Genomic DNA, 26,879 nt, shown 5'->3' on the forward strand with positions numbered 1-26,879 from the left:
TCTGTCGAGGGTGCGTGACCTGTTTGTAGTGGAACCAGTAGGTATGTCGTTCTCGTCTACCGCAGGAGCCAAGCCCTCTACACAGGACACTGGTAGATGGTTCGGACAGCGCCGCGAGGCGGGTCCGGGGCGGGCGGTTCACGGTTCGGCAGGCGCGCGGACGGCGTGCGGCACATGGAGGAGGCATCGGTGGCGGGCGAGTCCCCCGACAGGTCGAAGCAGCGCGAGTCGTCGGTGGAACCGACGTCGGGGAGCGCGGGTGCGGTTCCCGACCCGCGGGTCGCGGCGTCCGCGCCCCGAGGAGGCGTGGACACGGCGACCCGGGCCTTCTCGGTACGGGACCTGAAAGCCGAAACCCCCGAGGAACCCGCACCCGCGGAGACCCCCGACGAACCCGCACTCGCGGAGACCCCCGACGAACTCACCGCGTCCGGCACCACAGAGGAGCCCGGCGAGACCGGCGAGGCCGGGAAGCCTGCGGCAGGAAGCGCGGCGGCAGAGTCCGCAGCCGACGAAGCCGGAAAGGCCGCGGAGACGGCGGACACCGGGAAGCCTGCGAAGGTCGGCGCGCCCCGGCCGGCTGCCCGGACCGGCGAGACCGAGGCCGCCGACGAGGCCGCCGACGAGGCCGGGGACGGGGACGGGGACGGGGTCGGGGACAAGAACGCCGCCGACGACGCCGCCGAGACCGGGACGACCGACAAGGCCACGGCGGCCGGACAAGCCTCGGAGACGCCAGAGGGCACGAGCCCGGCGAAGGCCGACCCGCGCCGGCCTGTCGGCGTGACCGGGAAGACCGAAGCCGCCGAGGAACTCAGCGAGCCAGAGGATCAGAGGACCGAAAGCACCTCGGAAACCACAGAAACTGACGAAACAACCGAAACCGGACAGGCGTCGCGAGCCGGGACCGCCGAGGAAGCCGCGAAGCCGGCGAACGCCGACGCGACCGGGAAGTCCACGGAGGCCGGGCCTGCCGCAACGGACCGCGTGGCCGCGGAGGTCGGGACTGCCGCAACGGACCGCTCGGCCGCGGACGCCGGGGCTGACGGGGCGGACCGCGTGGCCGTTGCTGGTGCCTCTGAGGGCGTGGGGGGCGCTTCGAGGGGCTCCAAGGGCGTCGAGGAGGGCTCGGGAGGCTCTGAGGCCGTCGGGGGCGGTGACGAGCGTCTGCGGGCGGCTGTGGCCCAGTGGGTGGCCTCGGCGGACGAGAAGGGCTCCGACGAAGGCTCGGCGGACGCCGGTGACGGGGCGAAGGAACGTTCCGAGAGTGGCGCCGGGGCGGCCGAGGCCAAGCCCGCCTCCCAGGCCGGGGACAAGTCCGCTCCCAAGCCCGTCTCCCAGCCCGTGTCCAAGTCCGCGCCCAAGTGGGCTGCGGGCGCGGACGAGGGCGCGGACGAGGGCGAGGGCGACGAACCCAAGTCGGACAAGGCCGAGTCGGACAAGGCCCAGCCGGGCAACGACGAGTCGGACAAGGCCCAGCCGGGCAACGACGGGTCGGACAAGGCCGAGTCGGGCAGCGGCAAGTCGGACAAGGCCCAGCCGGGCAACGACGGGTCGGACAAGGCCGAGTCGGGCAACGACGGGTCGGACAAGGCCGAGTCGGGCAGCGGCAAGTCGGACAAGGCCGATGAGTCGGGCAAGGCTGTTGATGGCGGGGGCGGTTCCGGGGTCGATCAGCCGACCGCCGTTTTCAAGGCGCCGCGGCCCAAGCCTGCCGTCGATCAGCCGACGACCATGTTGAAGCTGGGCGGCGCCACCAAGCCCAAGCCGGACGCGGACAAGGCGGACGCCGAGCCGGAGGCCGCCGCGCCTGCCGAGCGGACCAGCAAGTTCGTCGCGCTGAAGCCGCTCGACGAGCCCCGGCCGCTGAAGCCGGCCGCCAAGGCCTCGCCGGAGGTCACCGCTCTCGTCCCACAGATCGGTCCCGAGCGCACCACGCAGCAGCCGCTGCCGCCGAAGCCGCCGCTGGACCTGCTGGCCGAGCTGACGAACACCCCGCCGCCCCCGCCGACCCCGCTGCGCACCCTCGGCCGGCGGATCAAGATCTGGACGCCGCTGGTCCTCCTGTTGGTCGTGGTCTTTGCGATCGCGCAGGCCGTGCGTCCGCTGCCGGCGACCGCGCTCACCCTCACCGCGAAGGACTCGTACACCTTCGAGGGCGGCAAGACGCAACTGCCCTGGCCGGGTGAGGGACAGGGCTGGATGGACGTCGACGGCGTCGGCACGATGGGCGGTTTCGGCCAGCAGAAGCCCGTGGCCATCGGCTCGGTCGCCAAGACGATGACCGCGTACATCATCCTCAAGGACCACCCGTTGAAGGCCGGGGAGGAAGGCCCGAAGATCGAGATCGACGCCACGGCGGAGAAGGAGGGCGGCTACGACGTCACCGGCGACGAGTCCACGCTCAACACCGTCAAGGCCGGCGACTTCCTCACCGAGAAGCAGGCCCTGTCGGCCGTCCTGATCCCCTCCGCCAACAACATCGCGCGGCTGCTCGCGCGCTGGGACGCGGGCTCGGAGGCGGCGTTCGTGAAGAAGATGAACGCCACCGCCAAGGAACTGGGGATGACCCGCACGACGTACACCGACCCCTCGGGCCTGAAGGAGACCACCGTCTCCACGGCCGAGGACCAGGTGAAGCTCGGCCGTGCGTTCGTGCAGGTCCCGGCGCTGGTCTCCATCTCCAGCGCGGCCAGCTGGACCGATCCGTCCGGCAAGTACTGGAACAACTACAACGAGCTGCCGTTCAAGACCGGCGCGATCGGCATCAAGACCGGCAGCACCTCCGCGGCCGGCGGCAACCTGCTCTTCGCCTCCCGCAGGGAGGTCAACGGGCGGTCGGTGACCCTCGTCGGCGCGGTCCTCGGCCAGCACAAGAAGGAGATCCTCGCAACGGTCAACGCGGTCAGCAAGACCGCGCTGCTCGCCGCCCAGGACGCGCTCACCTCGGCGAAGATCGTGAAGAAGGGCGATGTCGTCGGGTACGTGGACGACAAGCTGGGCCACCACACGCCGGTCGTCGTCACCAAGGACGTCTCGGCGGTCGGCTGGGCGGGCATGACGGTGAAGCTGTCCTTCGTCGCCGACGAGGTGCCGCACACCGCGAAGGCCGGCGCCCAGGTGGGCACGCTCACCGTCGGGGACGGCTCCGGCAGCGCGGTCAAGGTGCCGGTCGCCCTGCAGGCGGACCTGGTCGAGCCGGGCTTCACGGACAAGCTGACGCGCATCGGCTGACCCGCGACGCCCGTACGCGCGCTCCGTCACCCCGTCGGGCAGCCGCCCGGCGGGGTGCGTGCTAGCGTCGCGAAACGGGACAGGTCGTCGCTCGCAAGGGCGCAGCCGTGAAGCGGACGCGAACGGGAAGCGGCCGAAAGCAGAAGACGGGACACGGGGAGTGCCTTCAGGTGGCCACTGCGGAGCCGACACGAGCCGACGACACCGGTCCGGGCCCGGACGTCGGCCCGCGGCCGACGGTGCCCGCACCCCAGTCGGGCGACCACGACCGTGACCCCTCCCCAGCCCGAACCCCGGCCCCGGCCACAGCCCCGGAGGCTGCGGCGGTACCTGCGGCGGATCCGGTGGTAGAGGTCGAGCGGGGATCCGTCCCGGACGGCTCGGCGTCGGGCGGCCGCCCGGACCCCGCCCGTCGGACGTCCCGCGTGCGATCCGTCCTGGAGCCGCTGCGCGGGTGGCTGCTGCGGCATCTCGTGCTGTCCATGACCGCGCTGTCCGGCGCCCTGCACCTCGTCTGGTTCTTCACCTTCGCGAACAGTGGCGGCGACCTCGCGGCGCAGGACGCGTGGGCCGAGTTCGTCGGCCGGCACCCCGACTCCGCGTACAACCTCGCCTGGTACGGCGGCATGCACCCGGTGTCGTACAGCATGGTGTCGCCGTATCTGATGTCCGTGCTCGGCGTGCGGACGACGATGATGATCGCCGGGACGCTCTCGGCGGGCCTTCTCACTCTCATCCTGTTGCGCTGTCGGCCGGTGAAGAACCCGGTGTGGCCGGCGCTGGCCGGTGTCTTCGCCCTGCTGTGCAACGCCGCTTCCGGGCGGGTGACGTTCGGGCTCGGCAACATGTTCGCGCTGGCCGCCGTCGCCGTCGTGTTCTGTTGGCCGTACCGCTGGCGCTACAAGCGGTGGGCGAAGGCGCTGTGCGCCGCGCCGCTCGCCGCGCTCGCCACGATGGGCTCGCCGGTGGCGGGCCTGTTCGTGGGCATAGTCGCCGTCGCGCTGTTCCTGCAGAAGCGGCGTCCGGGCGCGTGGGCGCTCGGGTTGGCCCCGACGGCCGTCGTCGGCGTCTCCGCGTGGCTGTTCCCGTTCTCCGGCACCCAGCCGATGTCGTTCGGCTCGGCGTCACTGCCGCTGCTGTTCTCGGTGATCGTCTTCGCCGTCGTCCCGCGTGACTGGAAGACCGTGCGGATCACCGCCGCGGTGTACGGGCTCGGAGTGCTGGGGGTGTGGCTGGTCAGTTCGCAGATCGGCTCCAACATCACGCGGCTGTCGATGCTGGTCTCGGGTGTGGTGCTGCTCGCGGCGCTGCCGTTCGCCGTGCCGCGCAGCCGCAGGTGGTACGTGATCGTCCTGTCGTCGCTGCTGTTCGTGGGCTGGATCGGCTTCAAGTCGGTGGACGACGTCGTGCGGACGACCCCGGCGGCCTCCTGGGCGCGTGAGCTGGCGCCGCTGGTCAACGAGTTGCAGGAGGTCGGTGCGGAGAAGGGGCGGGTGGAGGTGGTGCCGGCCCGCTCGCACCGTGAGGCGTCCGCGCTCGCCCCGTACGTCAACCTCGCCCGGGGCTGGAACCGGCAGGCGGACATGGAGCGCAACCCGCTCTTCTACGACGACACCCTGAACTCCGCGAACTACCACGAGTGGCTCCAGCGGTGGGCCGTGCACTTCGTCGTCGTCCCCAAGGAGGCGTTGGACGGCGACGGGGGCGAGCGGGAGCGGCAGCTGGTGCAGCGGGGGCTGCCGTATCTGGAGCAGGTCTGGGGCGACGCGAACTGGCAGCTGTTCAAGGTCACCGACCCGGCCTCGCTCGCCGAGCCGAACGCGGTCGTGCAGCGCGCCGAGCAGGGTGAGATGACGATCGACGTGAAGAAGGCCGGGCGGATCCTGATCCGGATCCCGTACTCGCCGTGGCTGAGCATCGTCGACGCGCAGGGCAAGAGCCTGAAGCCCCCGCAGGAGACGGAGGCGTCCAAGGACCGGTCCGACGGGGAGCCGAAGACGTACGACAACGTCAACGGCTGTCTGTTCGAGACTAAGGAGGACGCGGAGGGCGACAAGTGGACGATGTTGCTCGCGCCGAAGGCAGGTACCTACCGGCTGGCGGCGCCCTACCAGCTGCCCCGCGGAACCCCCTGCCCCGACGCACTCAAGGAACAGCCCTGACGGGCCTGAAGGCTCTGGCATCCCTGATCGATCGTCAACGGAGCCGGCTCACGTATTGGTCGGTGCCCGGCACCGTCGGTATGAAGGGCGCGGCCAGTTCCACCCGTCCCAGCCCCGATTCGCCGACCGCTTCCCCCAGGTCGGCGAAGTGCTGTTGCCAGCAGTCCCTGGGGTCGCTCTGCAGGAACCAGAGCAGGGTGAGGCGGGTGTCGACGCCCTCGACCTGTTTGACGTAGGTCATGCGGTCGCCGGGGAGGGGGGTGGGGCGGAAGACGGTGACCATGGCCGTCGGGGAGGCCGCCACCCGTTGGGGGAGGTGGCGGGCGCTCAGCCACTGCAGGAGTTCGGCGCGCTGCTCGGCCGATTCGGTGTCGATGACCTCCAGGACGAGGCCCGCGTAGGGGTGGTCGAGGGCGTGGAAGTCGCGGGGGCCGGCGGCGCCGTCGCGGTAGACGGTGCTCTCGTGGTCCTGGAACGCGGTGAAGACGTGGGTGCGGTCCTGGTAGACGCGGGCGTCCCGGTTGAGGCGCTTGTTGATGGCGACCGTCCACTTCATGTGGTCGTCGTAGCGGCCGTCGGTGATCCAGTAGGTGGATAGGTAGCAGCCGGCGGTGACGGGCTGGGCGATCGCCGACTTCTCCGGGTGGCGCAGCAGCTGGAGGTCGCGGGTCGCCACCCAGCGCCGGCCCGAGTACATCCAGGGCATCGCCATCGCGCCGGCGTAGTAGTGGTCGTCCTCGTACCAGCGGTTGTAGGCGTACTCGTGGCCGGGGTGCGGTTCGACCATGGTGATGAGGGCATGGCCGGGACGGACTCCGTACGGTCCTACGGCGGCCAGTTCGGCGTAGGTGTCGCTGCGGGTCTCCTCGCTCATGTTTCTCCCCTTCCGTCCTTCTGCTTCCGTCCTTCTGCGGTCGCCCATACTCTGACGCTCCGTCAGATGATGCGCCAGGGTCAGGGAGGTTCCGATGTCACTGCTCAGCGGGAAGACCGTCGTCGTCTCGGGAGTCGGCGCCGGGCTCGGTCACCGGGTCGCCGCCGCGGTCGTACGGGACGGCGGGAACGCCGTGCTGGGGGCGCGGACCGAGGCGAACCTCGCCAAGAGCGCGGCCGAGATCGACCCGGAGGGGGCGCGGACGGCGTACCGGGTCACCGACATCGGCGACGAGGGGAGTTGCGAGGCGCTGGCGGGGCTGGCGCGGGAGCGGTTCGGGGGGATCGACGCGGTGGTGCAGGTGGCGGCCTGGGACTCCTACTTCGGCGGGGTCGAGGACGCCGACTTCACGACCTGGCAGTCGGTGATCGACGTGAATCTGCTGGGCAGTCTGCGGATGACGCGGGCGTGTCTGCCCGCGCTGAAGTCGAGGGGCGGGGCGGTGGTGTTCATCGGGACGCAGTCCGCGGTCGCGGCGCCCTCGCAGGTGCGGCAGGCGGCGTACGCGGCCTCCAAGGGGGCGCTGACCAGCGCGATGTACTCGCTGGCGCGGGAGCTGGGGCCGCATCGGATCCGGGTCAACACCGTGCTGCCGGGGTGGATGTGGGGGCCGCCGGTGCAGGCGTACGTGCGGTTCACCGCGGTGACGGAGGGGGTGGCGGAGGAGGAGGTGCTGGGGCGGCTTACCGAGCGGATGGCGTTGCCCGAGCTGGCCACGGACGGGGATGTGGCCGACGCGGCGGTGTTCCTGGCGTCGGACCGGGCGCGGGCGATCACCGGACAGTCGTTGCTGGTCAACGCCGGGGAGCTGATGCGATGAGTTCATATAGGTGAACGCAGGCCACCATGTCGAATACCTTTACCTCCCTTTGACCTGACGGTTACTTGTCGTGTTCACACAGCAGCGCACACGATGAGCGCCGGGCTGAACACGGTCTGACCCCTGGGAGGGCGCACATGAACGGTCTCGACTGGGCCGTGCTCATCGGCTACTTCGGCGTGATGGTGGCCATCGGCGTCTGGTCGCACAAACGCGTCGACAACGTCAGCGACTTCTTCACCGCCGGCGGCAAGATGCCCTGGTGGCTGTCCGGCATCTCGCACCACATGTCGGGCTACAGCGCGGTGATGTTCACCGGGTACGCGGGCATCGCCTACACCTACGGCGTCACCTCCTTCGTCACCTGGTCCTTCCCCATCGCCCTCGGCATCGCCATCGGTTCGAAGCTCTTCGCGCCCCGCATCAACCGGCTCCGCTCGCGACTCCATGTGGCCTCCCCGCTGGAGTACCTGAAGAACCGCTACGACCTCAAGACACAGCAGGCGCTCGCCTGGTCCGGGATGCTGCTGAAGATCGTGGACGTCGGCGCGAAGTGGGCCGCCATCGCGACCCTGTTGTCCGTCTTCACCGGGCTCTCCCTCAACCAGGGCATCCTCATCACCGGCGCGATCACCGCCGTCTACTGCACGATCGGCGGGCTGTGGGCGGACGCGCTGACCGAACTCGGCCAGTTCGTCATCCAGTTGCTGGCCGGCGTCGCGATGTTCATCGCCGTCGTCCTGAAACTCAACGACAAGGGCATCGGCTTCCTCGACGCCTGGGACCAGCCCGCCCTCCAGGGCCACGACAAGCCCCTGGTCGCCCAGTACGGCACGGTGTTCCTGCTCGCGTTCCTCTTCATCAAGCTCTTCGAGTACAACGGCGGCATGCTCAACCAGGCCCAGCGGTACATGGCCACGGCCGGCCCGAAGGAGGCCGAGCGCTCCGCGCGGCTGTCGGCGGTGCTGTGGCTGGTGTGGCCGCTGGTGCTGTTCTTCCCCATGTGGATGTCGCCGCTGCTGGTGACGTCGAAGAAGCCCGACGGCTCCGACTCCTACGCCCTGATGACCGAACAGCTGCTTCCGCACGGCCTGTTGGGCCTGGTCATCGTCGGCTTCTTCTCCCACACCATGGCCATGTGCTCCTCCGACGCCAACGCCATCGCCTCCGTCTTCACCCGGGACTGCGCGCCCGTGATCTGGACCAGGGCACGCGAGTGGAACCAGCGGTCGGGGCTGATCGCGGCCCGCGTGACGACCGTCGTCTTCCTCGGTCTGTCCATGGCGGCGGCCACGCAGGTCAACTCGCCCGCCTTCAAGGACATCATCACGGTCGTCATCAAGTGGGTGGCCGGACTGATGGGCCCGATGGCGATCCCGATGATGCTGGGCCTGCTGCGCCCCTTCCGCCGCTCCGGCCCGACGGCCGCGCTGACCAGCTGGTCGATGGGTCTGCTGGCCTTCTGGCTGGTCAACTACCCGATCAACTGGAACGTCGACGGCGGAGTCCCGCTCCAGTACCAGGTGTCGATCCCGCTGGCCGTGTCGCTGGTCCTGTACATCCTCATCGGCTACCTCAAGCCCGAGGACACCCCGGAACGGCTCGCGATCATCGACCGGATCAACGGGGACGGCGACGGGGACGGGGACGGGGACTCCGCGGGCGCGGCGGCCGTCGTCCCGGGCCCCCGGGACGCGGTACCCGCGAAGGACTGACTCCCCGCCGACCTGACTCCCCGCCGACCCGGCCCCCGGCTAACTCCCCCTGGGATACCGGGCCAGCCAGGCCGGCGACGCCCCGGCGGGGGTGTGGAGGGCCGGGCCCTGGGTCATCTCCATGGCGAAGTCGTCGGCGAGTTCCAGGATCGTGGGACGGCCCTCCAGTTCGGCCAGCCAGGCCGGCGGGAGGGCCGTCTCGCCGTGCAGGGCGCCCAGCAGACCGCCGGCGACGGCGGCGGTCGGCGCCGAGGGGGCGCCGTGGTTCACCGCGAGCCGCAGCCCGTGCCGGACGTCCTCCGCGACGAGCGCGCAGTACACGGCACCCGACAGCACCGCTTCCGCCGTCCCCTCCCCCGCGAGCTCCGCCACTCTCCCCGGCCCCGGCAACCCCTGCCGTACGGCGCCCAGCGCGCGCTGCAACGCCTCCGACACCGGCTCGTGGCCCGGCCGCGCGGCCAGCAGGGCGAGCGCCCGCTGCACCGCGCCGTCGAGACTCTCGCCCCGGGCCAGCGCGTGCACGGTGACGGCGTACGCGCCCGCCGACAGGTACGCCGTCGGGTGGCCGTGGGTCTGGGTCGCGCACTCGACGGCGAGCTGCGCGACGAGTTGCGGCTCCCAGCCGACCAGCAGCCCGAAGGGCACCGACCGGGGGACGACCTCGGGTCCGGCAGCGCCGGGGCTCTTGGGCGAGTCGAGCGTCCCTATCACCTCGTCACCGAGCCCGAGCAGCAAAGTCCGGGTCGGCTCACGCCGGGCGTACAGCCACTCCTCGCGGGCGAGCCAGCCGTCGTCCTTGCGCCGCAGATCGGGCCCCCAGTCGCGCTGGGTGGCGGCCCAGCGCAGATACGCCCGGTGCAGATCGGTCGGCGGATGCCAGGCGCCGGTGTCGCGCCGGACCTGGGCGCGGATCAGACCGTCCACGGTGAACAGGGTCAGCTGGGTGAGATGCGTGACCGCGCCGCGCCGCCCGTGGGCGGCGGCCAGGTCCCCGACGCCCTCGGGCCCGTGCGCCTGCCGGATCTCCTCGATGCCCAGCCCGTCGACGGGCGCCCCGAGCGCGTCCCCGAGCGCGGCGCCCAGCAGCGTGCCGCGCACCCGGCCGCGGAAGTCCTGCTGTTCGGCACGGCCCCAGAGGGGCCCGGCAGTCGCACCCACCAAGTCCTCCCGGGCACCGTCCGTACGTACGACGTCCGTCACTGTAATCGAACGTCGCTCCGCCGCCGCCCGGTGCACGGGCTGTGCGGTGGAGGGGTGATGGAGACCTCGTGGGGTAAGGACACCGGCATGACCACCCCCACCTCACGTATCTCGCACGCCACGCGCGTGTTGCCTCTCGCCGCGACGTTACTCACCGGAACGGTCGCGCTCTACATGCTTCTCGTCGCCTTCGGGAACATCACCGACTTCGGCACGAACCAGCAGTTCGTGCAGCATGTGCTGGCGATGGACACGACGTTCAAGGACGACGACCTGATGTGGCGGGCGGTGACGAGCAAGGGGCTGCAGGACACCGCCTATGTCGCGATCATCGCGTGGGAGACCGTCGCCGGGCTGGTGCTGGCCGCCGGGACATGGTTCTGGGCGCGCCAGGACCTCATACGCGCCCGCGCCCTGTCCACGTACGGACTGCTCATGGTCATGCTGCTGTTCGGCGCCGGGTTCATCGCCATCGGCGGGGAGTGGTTCGCGATGTGGCAGTCGAAGAGCTGGAACGGACTGGACGCGGCGACCCGGGCGTTCCTGTTCAGCGGGGTCGTCCTCATCGTCGACCACCTGCCCGTCGCGCGGGAAGACGCCCGGCCGTGAGCCCACGGCCCCCGAGGTCATTCCCTCGACGCCGGTCTTGTCCTCGACGCCGGTCTTGTCCTCGACGGCAATCTTTTACTCGACGCCGGTCTTTTACTCGACGACCCTGACCTTCGTCCCCGTCTCACCGAACGCCCACAGGGCCGTTCCGTCCGCCTTGGGCATCCGGATGCCGCCGGTCTTCGTGCCGGCGGCGGCCGGGGGCGGGGAGGAGCCGTCGACCGCGTTGGAGAAGGCGATGTTGACGCCCGACGTGGCGGAGAAGTAGACGACGTGCTCGATCGCCACGCCGTCGGAGCCCGTGACGGCGTCCCTGCGCAGCGACACCGTGTAGCTGCCGACGCCCGGGTCCACCGTGCCGGGCCAGACCGTGAACGTACGGCGGGCCGTGTCGTCGGCGTCGACGAGCCAGACCCGGTGCTGTCCCAGGGAGTAGACGATCCGGCGCCCGGCGCCCGAAGCGGCGGGCACCGCGGCCGCCTTCGGGGTGGCCGACGGCTTCGGCGAGGCCGAGGCGTGTGCGCCCGCGGACGCCGAGGCGCTCGGGCGGCTCGCCGACGCCGTCGGGTGCGGGCCGTTCTCGGCCTGCGCCGTCAGGACGACGACCGCGGCGATCGCACCGACCGTCAGGCCGGTGACCCAGGCCCAGGAGGGAAGCCGTCGGGCAGGCACGGGCACGCATCTCCTCAGCTACGGGACCCCTCAACCAGGAGGGGTCCGATCATCGTACTGTGGGGATCCTGCAGGGCTGTCCCGTTCCAAGCCCCTGGCGGGATATCAGTCGAGCACCGGCAGCAGTTCCGGCAGGTGGCCGTCCGAGGCCGCCGCGGCACGCTGACGCTCCTGAGGCACCTCGCCGTACAGCGTCGTACGAGGCCGGGCCGGGCGGCCCGCCGCGTCCGCGACGGCGATCAGGTCCTTCACGGACTTGTAGGAGCCGTACGACGAGCCCGCCATCCGCGAGATCGTCTCCTCCATCAGGGTGCCGCCCAGGTCGTTCGCCCCCGAGCGGAGCATCTCCGCCGCACCCTCCGTGCCCAGTTTGACCCAGCTGGTCTGGATGTTGGGGATGTGCGGGTGGAGAAGGAGGCGGGCCATCGCCGTCACCGCCCGGTTGTCGCGCATGGTCGGGCCTGGACGGGAGATGCCGGCCAGGTACACCGGCGCGTTGGTGTGGATGAAGGGAAGGGTCACGAACTCCGTGAAACCGCCGGTCTGTTGCTGGAGGCGGGCCAGCGTGCGCAGATGGCCGAGCCAGTGCCGGGGCTGGTCGACGTGGCCGTACATCATCGTCGAGGACGAGCGGATTCCGACCTCGTGCGCCGTCGTGACGACCTCGACCCAAGTGGCCGTCGGCAACTTGCCCTTGGTGAGGACCCAGCGGACCTCGTCGTCGAGGATCTCCGCCGCCGTGCCCGGAATGGAGTCGAGGCCCGCCTCCTTCGCCGCCGTCAGCCACTCGCGGATCGACATGCCGGTGCGGGTCGCGCCGTTGACGACCTCCATCGGCGAGAACGCGTGCACATGCATGCCGGGCACGCGGGACTTCACGGCCCGGGCGATGTCGAAGTACGCCGTGCCGGGCAGGTCCGGGTGGATGCCGCCCTGCATGCAGACCTCCACCGCGCCCAGCTCCCAGGCCTGCTGGGCACGGTCGGCGACCTGGTCGAGGGAGAGCGTGTACGCGTCGGCGTCGGTGCGGCGCTGCGCGAACGCGCAGAACCGGCAGCCCGTGTAGCAGACGTTGGTGAAGTTGATGTTCCGCGTGACGATGTAGGTGACGTCGTCGCCGACGGCCGCGCGGCGGACGTCGTCCGCGATGCGCGTCAGGGCGTCCAGCGCCGGGCCGTCCGCGTGCAGCAGGGCCAGGGCCTCGGCGTCGGTGAGCTTGGTGGGGTCGTCGGCGGCGGTCGCGAGGGCGGCCCGTACGTCGGTGTCGATGCGCTCCGGGACCATGCCGGGGGCGGCGGCCTCGCGCAGGGCGGCCCAGTCGCCGTACACCTCGTCGAAGTCGTCGCGGCGGTCGGCGGTGCGGCCCTCGGTGTCGATGGTGCGGTGCAGGTCCGTACGGCCGGACGGCACGAACACCTCCTCCGGCTCCTGCCACGGCCGGCCCTCGACGACGGCGTCCGGCAGGGCGAGGCCCGTCTGCGGGTCGGCGAGCGCGCGGACGTGCGGGAGCAGCCGCGGGTCCAGCCAGGGCTCGCCGCGCCGCACGAACTCCGGGTACACGCAGAGGCGTTCACGCAGTTCGAAACCGGCCGCCGCGGACTTCTCGGCGAGTTCGTCGATCTGCGGCCAGGGACGCTCGGGGTTGACGTGGTCGATGGTCAGCGGGGAGACCCCGCCCCAGTCGTCGATGCCGGCGCCGATGAGCCGGTCGTACTCGCTGTCGACCAGGTTGGGCGGGGCCTGGAGGCAGGCGCCCGGCCCCAGCAGGAGACGGGCCACGGCCACCGTCGCGACGAGTTCGTCGAGTTCCGCGTCCGGCATGCCGCGCATCGCGGTGTCCGGCTTGGCGCGGAAGTTCTGGATGATCAGCTCCTGGATGGAGTGGTAGGCACGGGAGACCTTCCGGAGCGCGAACAGGGACTCCGCGCGCTCCTCGTACGTCTCGCCGATGCCGATCAGGATCCCGGAGGTGAAGGGGACGGACGAGCGGCCCGCGTCCTCCAGGACCCGCAGGCGGACGGCGGGCTCCTTGTCCGGCGAGCCGTGGTGCGGGCCGCCGGGCTCGGACCACAGCCGGGTGGCCGTCGTTTCCAGCATCATGCCCATGCTGGGGGCGACGGGCTTCAGCCGCTGGAAGTCGGTCCAGGACATCACGCCCGGGTTGAGGTGCGGGAGCAGCCCCGTCTCCTCCAGGATGCGGATGGAGACGGCGCGGACGTAGGCGATGGTGTCGTCGTAGCCGTGCGCGTCGAGCCACTCCCTGGCCTCCGGCCAGCGTTCCTCCGGCTTGTCGCCGAGGGTGATGAGGGCTTCCTTGCAGCCGAGGGCGGCGCCGCGCCGGGCGATGTCGAGGACCTCGTCCGGGGACATGAACATTCCGTGGCCCGCCCGGCGCAGCTTGCCGGGGACGGTCACGAATGTGCAGTAGTGGCACTTGTCCCGGCACAGCCGGGTGAGGGGGATGAAGACGCTCTTCGAGTACGTAATGACGCCGGGCCGGCCGGCCTCCGCCAGCCCTGCGTCCCGCACCCGGGCGGCCGACGCGGCGAGGTCCTTCAGCGCCTCGCCGCGCGCCTGAAGCAGCACGGCCGCCTCACCGACATCGAGGGCGACGCCGTCACGAGCCCGCTTGAGAGCGCGACGCATGGAGTTCTCGGTGGGGCCGGGGGTCGGACCGGGGCCGGTTCCGGAGGTCGCGGAAGTCGTCATCCTTTGAGCATACGATCACGTTTTCCAAATGTTCGTCCGCGGACCCGGGGCGGAACGGGGGCGTTCTGGCCTGCCTGCAGTCGGGGTGGGTGAAGCTCCTTCTGGGCAGCTGGAGACGCCCTCTTCTAAGGTCATCGCATGAGTGATCGCATAGGGGGAGCACCGGATCCACCATTACTGACGTTGCGCCGTCTCATGGGTGAAGCACTCTGGACAGACATGCTGGAGCAGTCGTTCGAGCGTCGGCACCCCGCCGGCGACACATTGCTGCGGCAGGGAGAGTCCGGCACTCATGTGCTCGCACTGCGCGGCGGGGTGGTCAAGGTGACCCGGCGAGAGCGAAGTGGAGATCTCACGCTACTGGCGTTTCGCGGCCCCGGCGAACTGGTGGGCGAGGTGGCGGTGTTGGACGGCGCAGTGCGTTCGGCAAGCGTCGAGGCGATCTCGCACTGCTCAGTCGCCGTCCTGAGCAAAGCGGAATTCCTGCGGTTCGTCACAGACCATGACATGTTTCCCATGTTGGTGCGTTATGCCCTCGGCAGGCTGCGGGAGTCGGACCGCGCCCGCGGCGGCGGTGACGTCGTCGCCCGCCTGGCGGCATCCTTGGTGAGCCTGGCCGATATCTCAGGGCTTTCCACGATCCCGCCGGGGCGGCATCTGGAGCTTGCCCTGACCCGGGACGAACTCGCACAACACCTGCGAGTGTCACGTAACACGATCACCGCCTGTCTGTCCGAACTTGAGCCCCTCCGCGTTCGTACCGGACGGAAGCGCATCTTCATCGACGACCTGCCCGCTCTGCGCCAAGTGGCTGCGGCGCTCTCCGCCTGAGACCACAGCGCCTGGTGAACGGAGACGACCGCGCTCTGTGATGCCCGCCACTGCTCCTCTGCACCGAGTGAGCACACCGCGACACGCAACCCCGCGAAGCTCGGGTGAACGAAGCCCATAGGGGAAAGCCAAGGAGCCCTGATGCCGCAGTTCCACCCGCCTCTGCCCGAAGCCAGTGCCATGCCCCACACCCGGAGCCGCCACCTCCCTCCCTACCGAGGGATCGTGGCCGTCGACGCCAAGGACTTCACCGGTTACCCAGCCATCGAGCACGAAGCGATCAGCCAGGCCATCCCGCAACTACTCCGGCGAGCGTTCGAGCGTGCTGGAGTCGCGGATGTCTGGAAGGATCAGAGGTTCCCCGCGTCCACGGGCGACGGGTACGTTTTCGGCTTCGATCCGGCGTGGATGCCTTTCGTGATCCACCCATGGCTCCACACCCTCCAGGACGTGCTCGCCGAGTTCACCGTGCACTCCACGGGTACGGTGCGTATCCGGCTCCGGGTCAGCCTCCACATCGGGCCGCTGCCCGACTCAGGAGGCGAGTTCGACGGCAACGGCACACCGCGCAACGACACCCACCGGCTGCTCGACTCCCGTCCGGTCAAGGCCATGCTGGCCGCCTCCAACGAGAACGTCACCCACGTCGCCGCCATCCTCTCCGACCGCTGCTATCAGGACGCGGTGGCGAGCGGCTACACAGGGCGGCACCCCGACCACTTCATCGAGGTGCCCGCGACCGTCGAGGGCAAGCGATTCGATCAGCGGGCCTGGTTGTACGTGCCTGCACCCTCGGGCAACCTCTACGACCGCCGCATCCTGGGCGACCAAGTGGTCGAGGACCACGAGGCTCAGCACAGGGATGCCGATGGTGGACGGCGATCGGCCAGGCACGACGCGGCATACCGGTCGGTGACGATCAGGGCTGACAAGGGGAACGTGAACACCGGAACCGTGCACGGCGGTCAGAGTGTCAGCAACATGGAGGGCGGCGGCGACTACGTCGGCGGTAACAAGGCCGGCACGGTCCACGGCAACCAGGGGGACACAGTCCAGGGCGACAAGAACGAGGGCCGCCGGTGAGCGCCGAGGAGCACTCGCCCGAAGCGGAGAAGGCTGACGGTCAGTCCCAACTCGCGGATGAGCCTGAAGCGCCGGCGGCGCAGCGGGAAGAGGACGACCCCGACGACGAGGGCTTCGACGACTTCGCCGGCCCGCCCGGCACCGGGGGGTCCCGCTATTTCATCCACGCCCCGTACGCAAACCTCAACACCGGTTCCGTGCACGGCGATCAGCGCGTGGAGAACGTCAGCGGCACGGCCGGCTACGGCGGTCGGCGAGTGGAAGCACACGAGGGCCCCATCTCCGTGCTGGAGACCCTGCAGGCCCAGGCGGGATTCGCGGAACCCGACTGGTTCCCCACCGCCCTGAGGGAACTCGACACCGGCGTCCTGTTCCTCGTAGGAGACCCTGGTACCGGACGCCGAACGGCAGCGTTGAACCTGTTGTGCCGTCATACCGGTGGCAGCACGGACCTGCGAGCGGTCGACAGCGACGTTGACCTGTCTTCCTGGCGCCCCACCCAGGCCGGGGCGCGCGGGTATCTCGTGTACGGCCTGCTACCCAAGCACCCCCTCGGACCTGCAGTGATCGCCAACCTGCGCCGTCAGTTGAACGACGCACAGGCCCGTATGGTGATCGTGCTGCCCGACGATCCAGAGCTTGTACGCAGCCTGTCGCGCGACCTCCACGTGTCCCCTGTGCGGTGCGAACCCCCGCACCCCCGCGCCGTCTTCGACGCTCTTTTCGAGTCTGCCGTACCGAGACCCGCAGAGCGTGACCGGCTGCTGGCGCAGCTGGAGCCGGGCATGCTGGACGAGTTACTGACTCCCGAACTGGTTCCCGCCCAGGTCGCCGAGCTGGTCACCGCGGTGAGCGGCGCAGGCGACGACGGGCCGGGCTTCACCGACCTCCGTGACCGCCTGAGCTTCCTCGCGGAGGGAGAGGCACCGGACCTGATCAAGAAAATCCGCGACGACCCCGACGGACTCGCCTTCCTCTTGGCGGCCTGCGTCTTCGAGGGGCTGGACCACCGCATTGTCCTGGAGGAAGCCGAACGGCTCCTCGTGCTGGCGGACGGGCGCCTGGACTCCGTACTTCCGGAGAGCGGCGATGCCGACGGCAGTCACGGTCACTCACGTCGCCAGGACGGTCCGCGGCCCAACCCGAAGTTCATCTTCCGGCGATCGCTCGACGACCTGTTGCGGATGGTGCGCGCGCAGCGTGCGCCCAAGGAGATCCGAACCGGCTCCGGCTACACATACGCCGTGGAGCCAGTGCGATTCACCCGGCACCGGCAGGCGGAGACCGTGCTGGGCCATGTGTGGCGACAGTACGGCCAGTTGTCCGGGCTGCTGACAGACTGGATGGACAACGTGTCGGGGAACGAACCCGAGTTGGCTGAGCCTGTGGGCCGGGTCATGGGCATGGCCGCCGGCTGGGGCGGCGGCCGCCGGGCGCTTCGGCACATCCGCAAGTTGGCCGACTCCGATCGTGGAACCAGCCGCACGATCGCCGCGTATGCGCTGGGCATGGCGGCGGAGGATCCGATTCTGGCGAGTGAGGTGAAGCACCGCCTCACCGACTGGAGCACGAGTGCCAGCTGGCGGCTGCGCTTCACTGTGGCGTATGCCTGCGGTACGAACTTCGGTGCTTCCAGGCCGGATCTGGCGATGCGGCTGCTGCGGCATACGTACCAGGGGCGTGACGATGACGAGTATGCCGTCGCCATGGCCGTACGTCGTGCTCTGCGCGAACTCTTCGCGGCAGGCAGCCAGCCGACGGTCTTCCGCCACCTCGCCGACTGGGCTGATCGCGGGGGGTCCGACGCGGAGATGTCGCTCTGGGCCTTTCCATACTTGCTGCGCGAACACTCCTGGTTCAAGGAACAGTTGCTCGCCGTAGGCGAGTTCACCGAGCAGATCACCGATCTCGTCCACCGGACGCTGAGCGACGACGAGTTGTTCGACGCCATATGCAGCGCTTTGATCACCTGGTGCCGCGTCGCCTACTGGGATGAGCAGCAGAGTGCGGCCGTGGAGAGGTTGCTCACCGCACTCGCTCAGAACATGCGGCACGGCGAACTGCGTCTGTTCGTCGAGATCGACCGGGTCGACAACCCCGGACTGGCCGGACGACACATCGCACGGCACGCGCTGGACGCCTGGCGGAAGGGTGAGCCGCGGCAGTCCAGCCCCGCGTCTCGGCACGGAGGACACGATGATCACTGAAGGCAGCAGGCCTGTCTATACCCGTGCTTCGCACGCTCCTTGGCGGGAGATCCTGTGGCAGCGCTGGTCCGGCCGGCTGGACCGTGCTCTGGTGCTGCGGGACCTGGGCGGGGTCTACCACCTCGCGGGGGCCCGGCACGGCACATCTCACGGAACGGCCCTCGATACGGGCGCGGCGCCAAAGGAAGCGGTCGCCCTCCGTACGAGGACGAGGCTGCGTGGGTACGACAGCGCGTTTCTCGTCCAGCTCGACGAACATTCGGGGACACGGGCCGTTGCACTGCCGACTCACTACGGCACCGAGTCGGTGGACGTGCAAGTGCTGTGGTGGGTCCACGATCCGGTCCAGGTCGTGCGGTCGCGCACCACTCACGGCTGGCTCGCGGTGCGCAAGGCCCTCGACCGGCGTTTGCGCCACCTCGGGGAGGAGTACGCCGCCGACGGACACGGACTCGGCGCACCCGAGATGATGCTGAACCTGGCCGTACCGCACGAGTTGCCGGGCTGCGGCCTGAGCTACCGCGTCTTGGACGTCTCCGCACGGGAAGACGACGGCGAACTGCGACTGGGCGAGCCTGGTGACGCTGCTCTGCCCTATTCCTGGACGGACAAGAGCCGCGAGGAGTACGCGTTCTGCAAACAGGCCGTACAGGACGGTCCGGTGTCCCTCGCGGCGCTCTGGCTGATCAGGCATCCGGATCAGGTCAGCCAGGTGCTCGACTGGACTGTGAACCACTCCTCCCTGATCCGGGGGGACACCGACTGGCAGGACGAGATGGCCGGCCTGCTGGGCAAGCTGACGGCACAGGAACGGCAGGAACTCTCCGAAATGCTGCGTGACCGGCTCGTCGCCCTGGGGCGGCAGGTACCTGGACAGCAGCGCTCAGGGGTGGGCGAAGAGAGGATCCGCTCCCGCACCAATGGCTGGGCGGGAGGCACGGCGAAAGGGCAGTCGTTGTGACGCGGGCAGCCGCCGGCCGGGGCCCGGTGCGGGGAGCCCTACGGAATGCCGCTGCCAGGCCCCCGCGCCCGTCTGCCGCTCCTCGTCATCGGGTACTGCACAGGACACTGCGCCGCCGTCGTCCGGCAGCCTGTTCTCCGTCTGGACCAAGCCCGGAGACCGTGGCGGCGATGGAGCGCTTCATGGCTGCCAACGGCGTGGAGCTCACCCGTGCGGATACCAAGGCCGCCGTGCTCCTGGGCTTCACGGGAGCGGTCCTCGGCGTCTTCATCACGGTGACCAGGAGCGCCGACGCCGGACAGGGGCCCACCGCCTGGAAAACGCACCTCCTGTGGTGGGCCGCCGTCATCAGTGCATTGCTGGCCGTCGTCTGCTTCGTGTGCGCCATCGCCCCGCGCCGTCGCGGAGGGCGGCACCAGGCCATGGTCGCTCCCGGATACTTCGAGCACCTCACCTCGGAACTGGGCGGCGAGCGGCTCAGCCGCGCTTTCGAACGAGTTGGGCACAATCCCACCGGCTCACTGCTGCCCTCCCTGGTGAGGACCAGCGAGATCATTCGCACCAAATACCGCTGGATCGAGACGGGAACGGTTCTGCTGCTTGTCGCACTTCCGCAGTTCGCCGTCACCCTGCGGCCGACATGAGGGAGAGCACGAAGAGACCGACTGGTCGGACGATCATGTCCAACCCCAGACGGTCCGAGACCGCGAGTGCTCATGTACATCTACTACGTCTGCTACATCTGCTACATTTATGACATGAGTGAGCCGGTGGTTGAATCCATGGCCGAGGTCCGCAGCCACCTCGCCGACGTCATCGATCGCGCGCGACGGGAGGAAACCCCGACGATCATTACTCGGCGCGGCAAACAGGAAGCTGTCGTGATCGACATTCAGGAGTACCAGCGTCTGCGACGGATCGCGGAAGACGCCGAAGAGGCATGGCTCAACCAGTTGGCCGACGAAGCCGAGTCCGAGGGCACGGAAGGGTCGGTCTCGCTCGAAGAGATGGCCGCCATGCTCCGCGCCGATCAGAGCTGACCCAATGGGGTACGTCACGCGCTTCACACCGCACGCCCAGCGGGACATGCTCAAGGTTCCGCGCCCGGATGCCCTGCGCATCCTGTACCGCCTCGCTGAACTACAGAAGGCGATGGGCGCAGGGGACACGGCTGCGTTCGATGTCAAGGCCCTCCAAGGACACAACGCCCGCTGGCGGCTCAGGGTCGGCGACTACCGCGTTGTCTACACCGTCGAGGACGGTCAGCTCATCGTGTGGGTCCTGGCTGTCGGCAATCGTCGCGATGTCTACCGTCAGGTTCCGTAGGGGGAGGCGAAAGCGGGACGTGAGCGGTCGCCTGCCCCACCCGCTTCCAAGCGTGTGGCCTGCGGCGGGCCTGCCCGAGGCCTGAGTACGGGTACCCACTCCCCGTGCGCAGCCGCACCGATGCCCCGCGCAGCCCGGCCGATCTACGGTGCCGTCATGCCCGAGGAGATCGTCCCCACCGCCACCACCGCAGACGCCACCGCCACCACCGCGGACACCACCGACGCCACTGACGCCGCCACCGCCGCTGTCCCGAGGCGGCCCACCGCCGCGCAGGCCGTCGGGATCGGCTGCGCGGCGCTGCTCGCCGTACCGCTGGTCCTCGTCCTCGTCGTGGTCGTCTGGATCGCCGTGGTGACGAAGGACCCGTCGGACTTCCCGCGCGTCGCACCCGAGGAGATGGCGAGCCGCGCGATCGAGCGCTCCCAGGAGGCGTACGACGTCCTGGGGTTCACGCGCACCATCAAGCCCGGCGTCGAGAAGCTGGGCGTCTCGACCGCGAACACGCTCGGCTCGGACTCCTGCTACCGGGGCGGCCTGACGGACGAGACGGTCGACGGCGCGTACCGCATGAACCACAGCTGGGCCCTGGACCACGTCCCCGCCGAGCAGGCGAGCGCCGGCCTGCGCCGACTGCGCGACCACCTCGAGGACACCGGCTGGGACATCACCTCGTACCGGGAGAACGCCGCCGGCGGCTCCTGGGACCTGCGCGCCTCGCGCTCGGACGGGGACGGGGACGGGGCCGAGCGGGTGTCGTTCCAGTGGTTCGAGGACCGCGGCTACTTCACCGGCGGCACCTCCACCCCCTGCGCCGTCGACCCCGCCTGGCGGCAGGGCGACGACGAACCCGCCGGGGACGACCAGACCCCGCCCGACTTCGGACCCCGGGCGTCCTAGAGGTAGGCGGATCTCTTGGTCAGAGGTAGGGCGCGAACCCGTCGAGCAGGCCCAGCACCTCCGCCTCACCGGCCGGCGGCAACTGCACCACGACCTCCTCGATGCCCAGTTCCGCGTAGTGCGCGAGCTTGCCGGGGGACGGCTGGACGGCGTACGGCACGACCTGGAGGGCGGACGGCTCGCGGCCGGCCTCCGCCCAGGCCGTGCGCAGGGCGGGCAGCGACTCGGAGAGGCCGCGGCCGCCGATCGGCAGCCAGCCGTCGGCGTACTCGCAGATGTGCGAGAACAGCTTCGGGCCCGCGGCCCCGCCGACGAGGGTGCGGGGGCCGGTGACCGGTCCGCGCGGCTTCTGCACGGGCTTGGGGTACGCCGTGCTGGCGCGCACGCCGCCGTACTCACCCTCGTACGCCGTCGGTTCCTCCGCCCACAGGGCCTGCATCAGCCGCATCCGGTCCCGGACCAGTTCGCGGCGGGTGCGCCACTCGACGCCGTGGTCGGCGGCCTCCTCCACGTTCCAGCCGTAACCGAGGCCCAGGGTGAGCCGGCCGCCGGAGAGGTGATCGACGGTCGCGATCTGCTTGGCGAGGTCGATCGGGTCGTGCTGGGCGACGAGAGTGATGCCGGTGCCGAGACCGAGCGTCTCCGTCACCGCCGCCGCCTGGCCGAGGGCGACGAAGGGGTCGAGGGTGCGGCCGTACTCGCGGGGCAGGTCGCCGCCTGCGGGGTAGGGGGTGGTCCGCTCGACCGGGATGTGCGTGTGCTCGGGCAGATAGAGCCCGGCGAAGCCGCGCTGCTCCAGCTCACGGGCGAGGCGGGTGGGAGTGATCGTCTCGTCGGTGAGGAAGATCGTGACGGCGATGCGCATGGGCGGGCCTTTCGCTGCGTACGGCGACTTCTGGGCAGGTGTGCCTAGGGGGTGTCTGCGGGTGACGTCCTCATCTGTACCGGGAGACGGGGCAGGTGTCCATACCGACTGGTCGGCATCACCTGAGGGCACGGCGACTCAACTGGCGTACATGACATCCCGACGGACGCCGATTCCCTTGCCGTTCACGGCAGTTCACCCGAACTGGAGAAGCTGGCACGCATGTGTGAGGACACGCACCCCATCGCACGCCGAGCCCTCTTCATGACGGGGGCCGCCACCGCGCTTACGTTGGGAGGCATGAGCTTCGCAGCGGCGGCCGGCCGGCCGGAGGGGGCTCAGGAGACCCGCACCCTCCGGGGCGTCCTGCCCGCCGGATCGCCGGATTTCGTCTACGTTCCCGTAGAAGTCCCGTCAGGCGTACGGGAGTTCCGGGTCGCGTACACCTACGACCGGCCCTCCGTCCCGGCCGGCACGCCCGGCAACGCGCTCGACATCGGCGTCTTCGACGAACGCGGCACCGAGCTGGGCGGGAAGGGCTTCCGGGGCTGGTCCGGGGGCGCCCGCAGCGAGTTCTTCATCCAGTCGGCCGAGGCGACGCCCGGGTATGTCGCCGGCCCGGTCCGGAAGGGCGCCTGGCACCTCGCCCTCGGCCCCTACACGGTGGCGCCGCAGGGCCTGCCGTACGAGATCACGGTGACGCTGACGTACGGCGAACCGGGCGTGGCCGCAGCGCCGTCGTATCCCTCGTCCCGGGCGAGGGGACGGGGCCGCGCCTGGTACCGGGGCGACTGCCACCTCCACTCCTGGTGCTCCGACGGCCGTCGCACCCCGGCCGAGATCGGCGCGCTGGCGCGGGCGGCGGGGCTGGACTTCGTCAACACGTCGGAGCACAACACGCATGCGGGGCACGGGGCTTGGGCAGACGTGGCGGGCGACGACCTGCTGGTGATGCTGGGCGAGGAGATCACGACGAGAAACGGCCACGTACTGGCGCTGGGCACGGACCCCGGCACGTTCGTGGACTGGCGCTACCGGGCCCGCGACAACCGCTTCGGCCGCTTCGCCCGCCGGATCCGACGGGCGGGCGGCCTGGTCGTGCCGGCGCATCCGCACGCGACGTGCATCGGGTGCGGCTGGAAGTTCGGGTTCGGGGAGGCGGACGCGGTCGAGGTGTGGAACGGCCCGTACACGCCGGACGACGAGGTGGCGCTGGCGGAGTGGGACGCGATGCTGGTGGCGGGGGTGCGGGGCGGGGGCGGTGGCGGTACGGGCTCCTGGCTTCCGGCGATGGGGAACAGCGACGCGCACCGGGATCCGGACGTGGTGGGACTCCCCCAGACGGTGGTCCTGGCCGACGACCTGACCCGGGAGGCGATCCAGGAGGGCATCCGGTCGGGACGGTCGTACGTGGCCGAGTCGAGCAAGATCTCTCTCAACTTCACAGCCACGGGCGGAAAGGGGCAGCACGCAGGCATCGGCGAACGCCTGAAGGTCGCCGCCGACACCCCGGTGACCGTCCGCCTGGAGGTCACGGGAGCCCCGGGCTGCACGATCCGCTTCGTAACGGACCAGGGCGTGCTCTTCACGAGCGCCGCGCTGCCGACGTCGGGGGCAGAGGCGGGCGCAGGCGTCGTGGAATGGCGCACGACACAGTCGTACGCCGCGTACGTACGAGCGGAGGTCCGCCACGAGGCGACGGCGGCTCCCCTGCCCGGGGCGCTGGCAGCGTTCACGAACCCGGTGTTCTTGGGCAGGGGCAACGGGGTCTGAGGGCTCGCTTCGCGATTCGCCCCTCGCCGACGTGGTGGCGAGGGACGGCTCAGTCCATCACCTGTGGGTCACGGAAGTAGTAGACGACCGTCACGCCCATGCCTGGAGTGTGCGTGTATACGACCGTGATCGCCTCGGCCGAGTCGCGGGCGAGGGGTGTGGTGTACGTGTACTCCACGGAGGGTGTGCGCCAGCCGGGGATCTCGCGGCCCACCGCCGGATCGCGGGCGATCACCGCGAGTGCTGCCCGGACGACGTCCCGCTCCCCTTCCGTCAGGTCGCCGAACGCCTTCCTGGCGGGCTCGGCCTCTTCCAAGGGGACCTCACTCACCCCGGCTGCCCCCAGGACGCGCGTCTTCCAGGGCTGCCATGATGTCGGGCGCGTTCCTGATCAGGATGCGGTGCCGGTAGGCCCGTACCACCGCTGCGGCACCCTCGAAGTCGTTGGTCGGGGAAGCCCCTATGGCCGCCGCCAACTCCTCCTCGAACCGTTCCCTGTCCCCCGGAAAGCCGTAGCGGCTGAGGGCGCTGCGCAGGTCGTCCACGGTCCGGATCTCCGGGAGGGGCATCGCTCCCCAGCCGTGCTCGGGCTGTGCGCTCATGGTCTGCTCCTGGTGAACGGGCATGGCTCCACCTCCCAGTATGGCGCTGTCCTGGCGGGACGGGCATCGCGTGCTCATCACTTCGCCCCGCCCCCGCAGTCCGCCCACAGCAGCTTGCCGCCCTTCGACGCGCCCAGATGGCGGAGTACCGAGACACCCACGTCGTCCGCGCATGCCCGTACGAGGTGCAGGCCTCGGCCGTGTTCGTCGTCCACCGGCGGAGCCGCGCAGAGGCGGTCGCCCTGGAAGCCGGGAGGGACGCGTGGGTCCGCGTCCCAGACGGCGACGCGGACTCCGCCCGGCCGGGTCGACATCAGGCGCAGGGCGTACGGGCCCTCGGTGTGGACGTGCGAGTTCGCCAGCAGCTCCGCCGCCACGAGCTCTGCGGTGGCAGTGAGGCCGGGCAGCTCATGGGCGGCGAGGATGAGTCTGAGGGCGCCCCTCGCGATACCCGGTGCGCGTGGATCACGGGGTAGGTGCAGGGTGTAGTTCCAGGACGGGGATACGGTGGCCATGGAAGTCTCCGGTCACTGAGGGGAGTTGGACGGATGCCTGGTGTCGATGCCGTGGCGTCCCACGGTGCGCTTCCGGGCGGGGGCCCAGCAACGAAGATAGAGGCACTGCAAATTACATTTGCCTAAGTCCGAGATACTCCACTCGCATTTCCCTCATACGAGTGGCCGCGAATGGAACAGGCGTCCAGGAGGAGCGCACGTGGCCGCAAGACCCCCTCTCACAGCTCGCCGCCATCGACTCGCTGTGGAACTGCGCAAGTTGCGGGAGCGCGCAGGCCTGACGGCGACGGAGGCCGCGCGCACGCTCGGCACCAGCCAGGGGCAGCTCAGCAACGTGGAGTCAGGCCGATTCGGCGTGAGCCCCGAGCGGGTCAGGGCGCTGGCCCACGCGTACACATGCTCCGACCCCGCGTTCATCGACGCCCTTGCCGACATGGCAGCTGACAAGACACGCGGCTGGTGGGAGACGTTCCGGGATGTGCTTCCGCCGTCACTCCTGAGCATCGCGGAGCTGGAGCATCACGCCACAGCGCTGTGGTCCGCCAACACCGTCCACATCCCGGGTCTGCTCCAGACCACGGATCACGCCCGCGAGATCTTCCGACAGGTCGTACCGGAATTCTCACGATCGGACGTCGAACTGCGAGTGAGCCACCGGCTCCAGCGCCAGGCACTCCTGGACCGCAACGATCCCACCCCGTTCCGCGCCATCATTCACGAAGCCGCTCTCCGGGTGCCCGTCGGCGGCCCCTCCACCGCCAAGCGACAGTTGGAGCATCTGGTGGAGCAGAGCGAACGGGATCACATCAGCATCCACGTGATCCCGTTCGCCATCGGCGCCTATCCCGGATCCGGGCAGAACATCCACTACGCGTCCGGCCCCGTGCCTCAACTCGACACGGTCTCGCTGGACCAGTCCCATGGGCCTGCACTCCTGGACGCAGAGGCACAGTTGGAGATGTACCGCATCCTGCTGGACCGCATGGAGCGCGTGGCATTGGAGCCGTCCAAGTCCCGTGACTTCATCCACGATCTCATCCACGACCTGTAAGGGGAGAAGATGTCCACCCACACCTGGCAGAAGTCGTCCTACTGCGGGCAAGGCGAATCGTGCGTCCACATATCCGCGACCCTCACCCCCGCCACCATCCACCTCATCGAATCCGCCGACCCCTCCCAGACCGTCCTCACCACCACCCCCACCGCCTTCGCCGCCCTGCTCGGCTCGCTGACGGGGTCGCTCAGCGCGCCGTGACCTTGTAGACGAGGGTGCCGGCGCCGTCGTGGCCGCACCGGCACCCGGAGCCCTCCCGCCTTGGCCTAGCCGTCGACCTCGTGCCGGCCGACCTCCAGGAAGTAGCGCAGTTCCTCCGGCGTACCGTTGATGGCCTTCTCGGCAGCCGCGCGGAGGGCGGCGCTGATGGTCGGGTCGGCGAGGATGCGGGCCACGGCGACGCGGTCGTCCTCGGCCCGGGCCAGGCGGAACCCGGTCTCCAGGAAGGCGCGCAAAGCCTCCGGCGTGCCGACGTTGAGGGCCTTGTTGGCCTCCCGGACGACCGCCTTGCCGGAATTCTTGTCGCCCAGGATGCGAACCACGGCGACAGCGTCGTCCTCGGCCCGGGCCAGGCGGAACCCGGTCTCCAGGAAGGCGCGCAAAGCCTCCGGAGTGCCGACGTTGAGGGCCTTGTTGGCCTCCCGGACGACCGCCTTGCCGGAATTCTTGTCGCCCAGGATGCGAACCACGGCGACAGCGTCGTCCTC

General features: G+C 70.0%; 25 protein-coding genes. 16 read left to right on the forward strand and 9 right to left on the reverse strand.

From position 1 onward, the window contains the following. Positions 1–174 precede the first annotated feature (174 nt). Both ACIBTS_RS15455 and ACIBTS_RS15460 read left to right on the forward strand, forming a co-directional pair. Positions 175–3,234, forward strand: a complete 3,060-nt coding sequence (locus tag ACIBTS_RS15455) for a D-alanyl-D-alanine carboxypeptidase (RefSeq protein ID WP_399319639.1) — start codon at positions 175–177, stop codon at positions 3,232–3,234. A gap of 170 nt (positions 3,235–3,404) precedes the next feature. After that, positions 3,405–5,396, forward strand: coding sequence for an MFS transporter (locus ACIBTS_RS15460; RefSeq protein WP_399319641.1), 1,992 nt, complete (start codon positions 3,405–3,407; stop codon positions 5,394–5,396). Positions 5,397–5,430: 34 nt separating this feature from the next. Here the strand turns inward: ACIBTS_RS15460 and ACIBTS_RS15465 are convergent, their stop codons facing one another. Continuing rightward, complete coding sequence (locus ACIBTS_RS15465; RefSeq protein WP_399319643.1) at positions 5,431–6,270, reverse strand: hypothetical protein; 840 nt, start codon at positions 6,268–6,270, stop codon at positions 5,431–5,433. Positions 6,271–6,364: 94 nt separating this feature from the next. Here ACIBTS_RS15465 and ACIBTS_RS15470 point away from each other — a divergent pair, with 94 nt between their 5' ends. Next, positions 6,365–7,150: an SDR family oxidoreductase gene (locus ACIBTS_RS15470; RefSeq protein WP_399319644.1), complete on the forward strand. Its 786-nt coding sequence runs from the start codon at positions 6,365–6,367 to the stop codon at positions 7,148–7,150. 137 nt (positions 7,151–7,287) lie between these two features. Beyond that, a complete protein-coding gene (locus tag ACIBTS_RS15475) occupies positions 7,288–8,865 on the forward strand; it encodes a sodium:solute symporter family protein (protein ID WP_319673818.1) in 1,578 nt (525 codons plus the stop codon). A 39-nt stretch (positions 8,866–8,904) separates the two neighbouring features. Here the strand turns inward: ACIBTS_RS15475 and ACIBTS_RS15480 are convergent, their stop codons facing one another. After that, positions 8,905–10,023, reverse strand: a complete 1,119-nt coding sequence (locus tag ACIBTS_RS15480) for an ADP-ribosylglycohydrolase family protein (RefSeq protein ID WP_399319645.1) — start codon at positions 10,021–10,023, stop codon at positions 8,905–8,907. 129 nt (positions 10,024–10,152) lie between these two features. Between ACIBTS_RS15480 and ACIBTS_RS15485 the strand changes: the two genes are divergently transcribed. Beyond that, positions 10,153–10,674 carry a DUF2165 domain-containing protein gene (locus tag ACIBTS_RS15485; protein ID WP_399319647.1) on the forward strand — a complete coding sequence of 174 codons (522 nt, stop codon included), beginning with the start codon at positions 10,153–10,155 and terminating at the stop codon, positions 10,672–10,674. A gap of 93 nt (positions 10,675–10,767) precedes the next feature. Here ACIBTS_RS15485 and ACIBTS_RS15490 read toward each other — a convergent pair whose 3' ends face one another. Then, complete coding sequence (locus tag ACIBTS_RS15490) at positions 10,768–11,352, reverse strand: hypothetical protein (RefSeq protein WP_399319650.1); 585 nt, start codon at positions 11,350–11,352, stop codon at positions 10,768–10,770. A gap of 99 nt (positions 11,353–11,451) precedes the next feature. Continuing rightward, positions 11,452–14,055: a bifunctional FO biosynthesis protein CofGH gene (locus tag ACIBTS_RS15495; protein ID WP_399319651.1), complete on the reverse strand. Its 2,604-nt coding sequence runs from the start codon at positions 14,053–14,055 to the stop codon at positions 11,452–11,454. Positions 14,056–14,193: 138 nt separating this feature from the next. Here ACIBTS_RS15495 and ACIBTS_RS15500 point away from each other — a divergent pair, with 138 nt between their 5' ends. The 8 genes from ACIBTS_RS15500 (at position 14,194) to ACIBTS_RS15535 (ending at position 21,363) form a co-directional block, all read left to right on the forward strand. Then, positions 14,194–14,886: a Crp/Fnr family transcriptional regulator gene (locus ACIBTS_RS15500; RefSeq protein ID WP_399319653.1), complete on the forward strand. Its 693-nt coding sequence runs from the start codon at positions 14,194–14,196 to the stop codon at positions 14,884–14,886. A 141-nt stretch (positions 14,887–15,027) separates the two neighbouring features. After that, positions 15,028–15,969 (forward strand): hypothetical protein, encoded by a 942-nt coding sequence (locus ACIBTS_RS15505; protein ID WP_399319654.1) that lies wholly within the window; start codon positions 15,028–15,030, stop codon positions 15,967–15,969. Next, the gene (locus tag ACIBTS_RS15510) at positions 15,966–18,176 is read left to right on the forward strand and encodes a hypothetical protein (RefSeq protein ID WP_399319655.1); all 2,211 of its coding nucleotides are present in this window, start codon (positions 15,966–15,968) and stop codon (positions 18,174–18,176) included. Before ACIBTS_RS15505 ends, ACIBTS_RS15510 begins: the two co-directional genes overlap by 4 nt. Continuing rightward, positions 18,166–19,137: a hypothetical protein gene (locus tag ACIBTS_RS15515; protein WP_399319657.1), complete on the forward strand. Its 972-nt coding sequence runs from the start codon at positions 18,166–18,168 to the stop codon at positions 19,135–19,137. The genes ACIBTS_RS15510 and ACIBTS_RS15515 overlap by 11 nt, the downstream gene beginning before the upstream one ends. A 182-nt stretch (positions 19,138–19,319) precedes the next feature. Next, positions 19,320–19,781 carry a Pycsar system effector family protein gene (locus ACIBTS_RS15520; RefSeq protein ID WP_399319658.1) on the forward strand — a complete coding sequence of 154 codons (462 nt, stop codon included), beginning with the start codon at positions 19,320–19,322 and terminating at the stop codon, positions 19,779–19,781. Between the two features lie 114 nt (positions 19,782–19,895). Then, a complete protein-coding gene (locus tag ACIBTS_RS15525) occupies positions 19,896–20,177 on the forward strand; it encodes a type II toxin-antitoxin system Phd/YefM family antitoxin (protein WP_399319660.1) in 282 nt (93 codons plus the stop codon). Between the two features lie 4 nt (positions 20,178–20,181). After that, on the forward strand, positions 20,182–20,463 hold the full coding sequence (locus ACIBTS_RS15530) for a type II toxin-antitoxin system RelE/ParE family toxin (RefSeq protein WP_399319662.1): 282 nt from the start codon (positions 20,182–20,184) through the stop codon (positions 20,461–20,463). A 156-nt stretch (positions 20,464–20,619) separates the two neighbouring features. Beyond that, positions 20,620–21,363 carry a hypothetical protein gene (locus ACIBTS_RS15535; protein ID WP_399319664.1) on the forward strand — a complete coding sequence of 248 codons (744 nt, stop codon included), beginning with the start codon at positions 20,620–20,622 and terminating at the stop codon, positions 21,361–21,363. 19 nt (positions 21,364–21,382) lie between these two features. Here the strand turns inward: ACIBTS_RS15535 and ACIBTS_RS15540 are convergent, their stop codons facing one another. Further along, positions 21,383–22,228, reverse strand: coding sequence for an LLM class F420-dependent oxidoreductase (locus ACIBTS_RS15540; RefSeq protein WP_399319666.1), 846 nt, complete (start codon positions 22,226–22,228; stop codon positions 21,383–21,385). 222 nt (positions 22,229–22,450) lie between these two features. Here ACIBTS_RS15540 and ACIBTS_RS15545 point away from each other — a divergent pair, with 222 nt between their 5' ends. Further along, positions 22,451–24,001, forward strand: a complete 1,551-nt coding sequence (locus tag ACIBTS_RS15545; RefSeq protein ID WP_399319668.1) for a CehA/McbA family metallohydrolase — start codon at positions 22,451–22,453, stop codon at positions 23,999–24,001. A 49-nt stretch (positions 24,002–24,050) separates the two neighbouring features. Here ACIBTS_RS15545 and ACIBTS_RS15550 read toward each other — a convergent pair whose 3' ends face one another. The 3 genes from ACIBTS_RS15550 to ACIBTS_RS15560 all read right to left on the reverse strand — a co-directional run bounded on the left by ACIBTS_RS15550 (position 24,051) and on the right by ACIBTS_RS15560 (position 25,118). After that, positions 24,051–24,332, reverse strand: a complete 282-nt coding sequence (locus ACIBTS_RS15550) for a hypothetical protein (RefSeq protein ID WP_399319670.1) — start codon at positions 24,330–24,332, stop codon at positions 24,051–24,053. Then, positions 24,325–24,603 (reverse strand): hypothetical protein, encoded by a 279-nt coding sequence (locus ACIBTS_RS15555; protein WP_399319672.1) that lies wholly within the window; start codon positions 24,601–24,603, stop codon positions 24,325–24,327. The genes ACIBTS_RS15550 and ACIBTS_RS15555 overlap by 8 nt, the downstream gene beginning before the upstream one ends. 77 nt (positions 24,604–24,680) lie before the next feature. Beyond that, positions 24,681–25,118, reverse strand: coding sequence for an ATP-binding protein (locus tag ACIBTS_RS15560; RefSeq protein WP_399319674.1), 438 nt, complete (start codon positions 25,116–25,118; stop codon positions 24,681–24,683). Positions 25,119–25,317: 199 nt separating this feature from the next. Here ACIBTS_RS15560 and ACIBTS_RS15565 point away from each other — a divergent pair, with 199 nt between their 5' ends. Together ACIBTS_RS15565 and ACIBTS_RS15570 are read left to right on the forward strand one after the other, a co-directional pair. Continuing rightward, positions 25,318–26,169, forward strand: a complete 852-nt coding sequence (locus ACIBTS_RS15565; protein WP_399319675.1) for a helix-turn-helix transcriptional regulator — start codon at positions 25,318–25,320, stop codon at positions 26,167–26,169. 9 nt (positions 26,170–26,178) lie between these two features. Beyond that, entirely contained in the window at positions 26,179–26,373 is a 195-nt protein-coding gene (locus tag ACIBTS_RS15570) for a DUF397 domain-containing protein (protein WP_399319677.1), read from the forward strand. 65 nt (positions 26,374–26,438) lie between these two features. On the opposite strand, the gene ACIBTS_RS15575 is transcribed toward ACIBTS_RS15570, so the two are convergent. After that, a partial coding sequence (locus ACIBTS_RS15575; RefSeq protein ID WP_399319679.1) for an ALF repeat-containing protein occupies positions 26,439–26,879 on the reverse strand: 441 nt, incomplete at its 5' end.

It is taken from the genome of Streptomyces sp. NPDC050121 (assembly GCF_044460385.1).
GTDB lineage: Bacteria > Actinomycetota > Actinomycetes > Streptomycetales > Streptomycetaceae > Streptomyces > Streptomyces soliscabiei.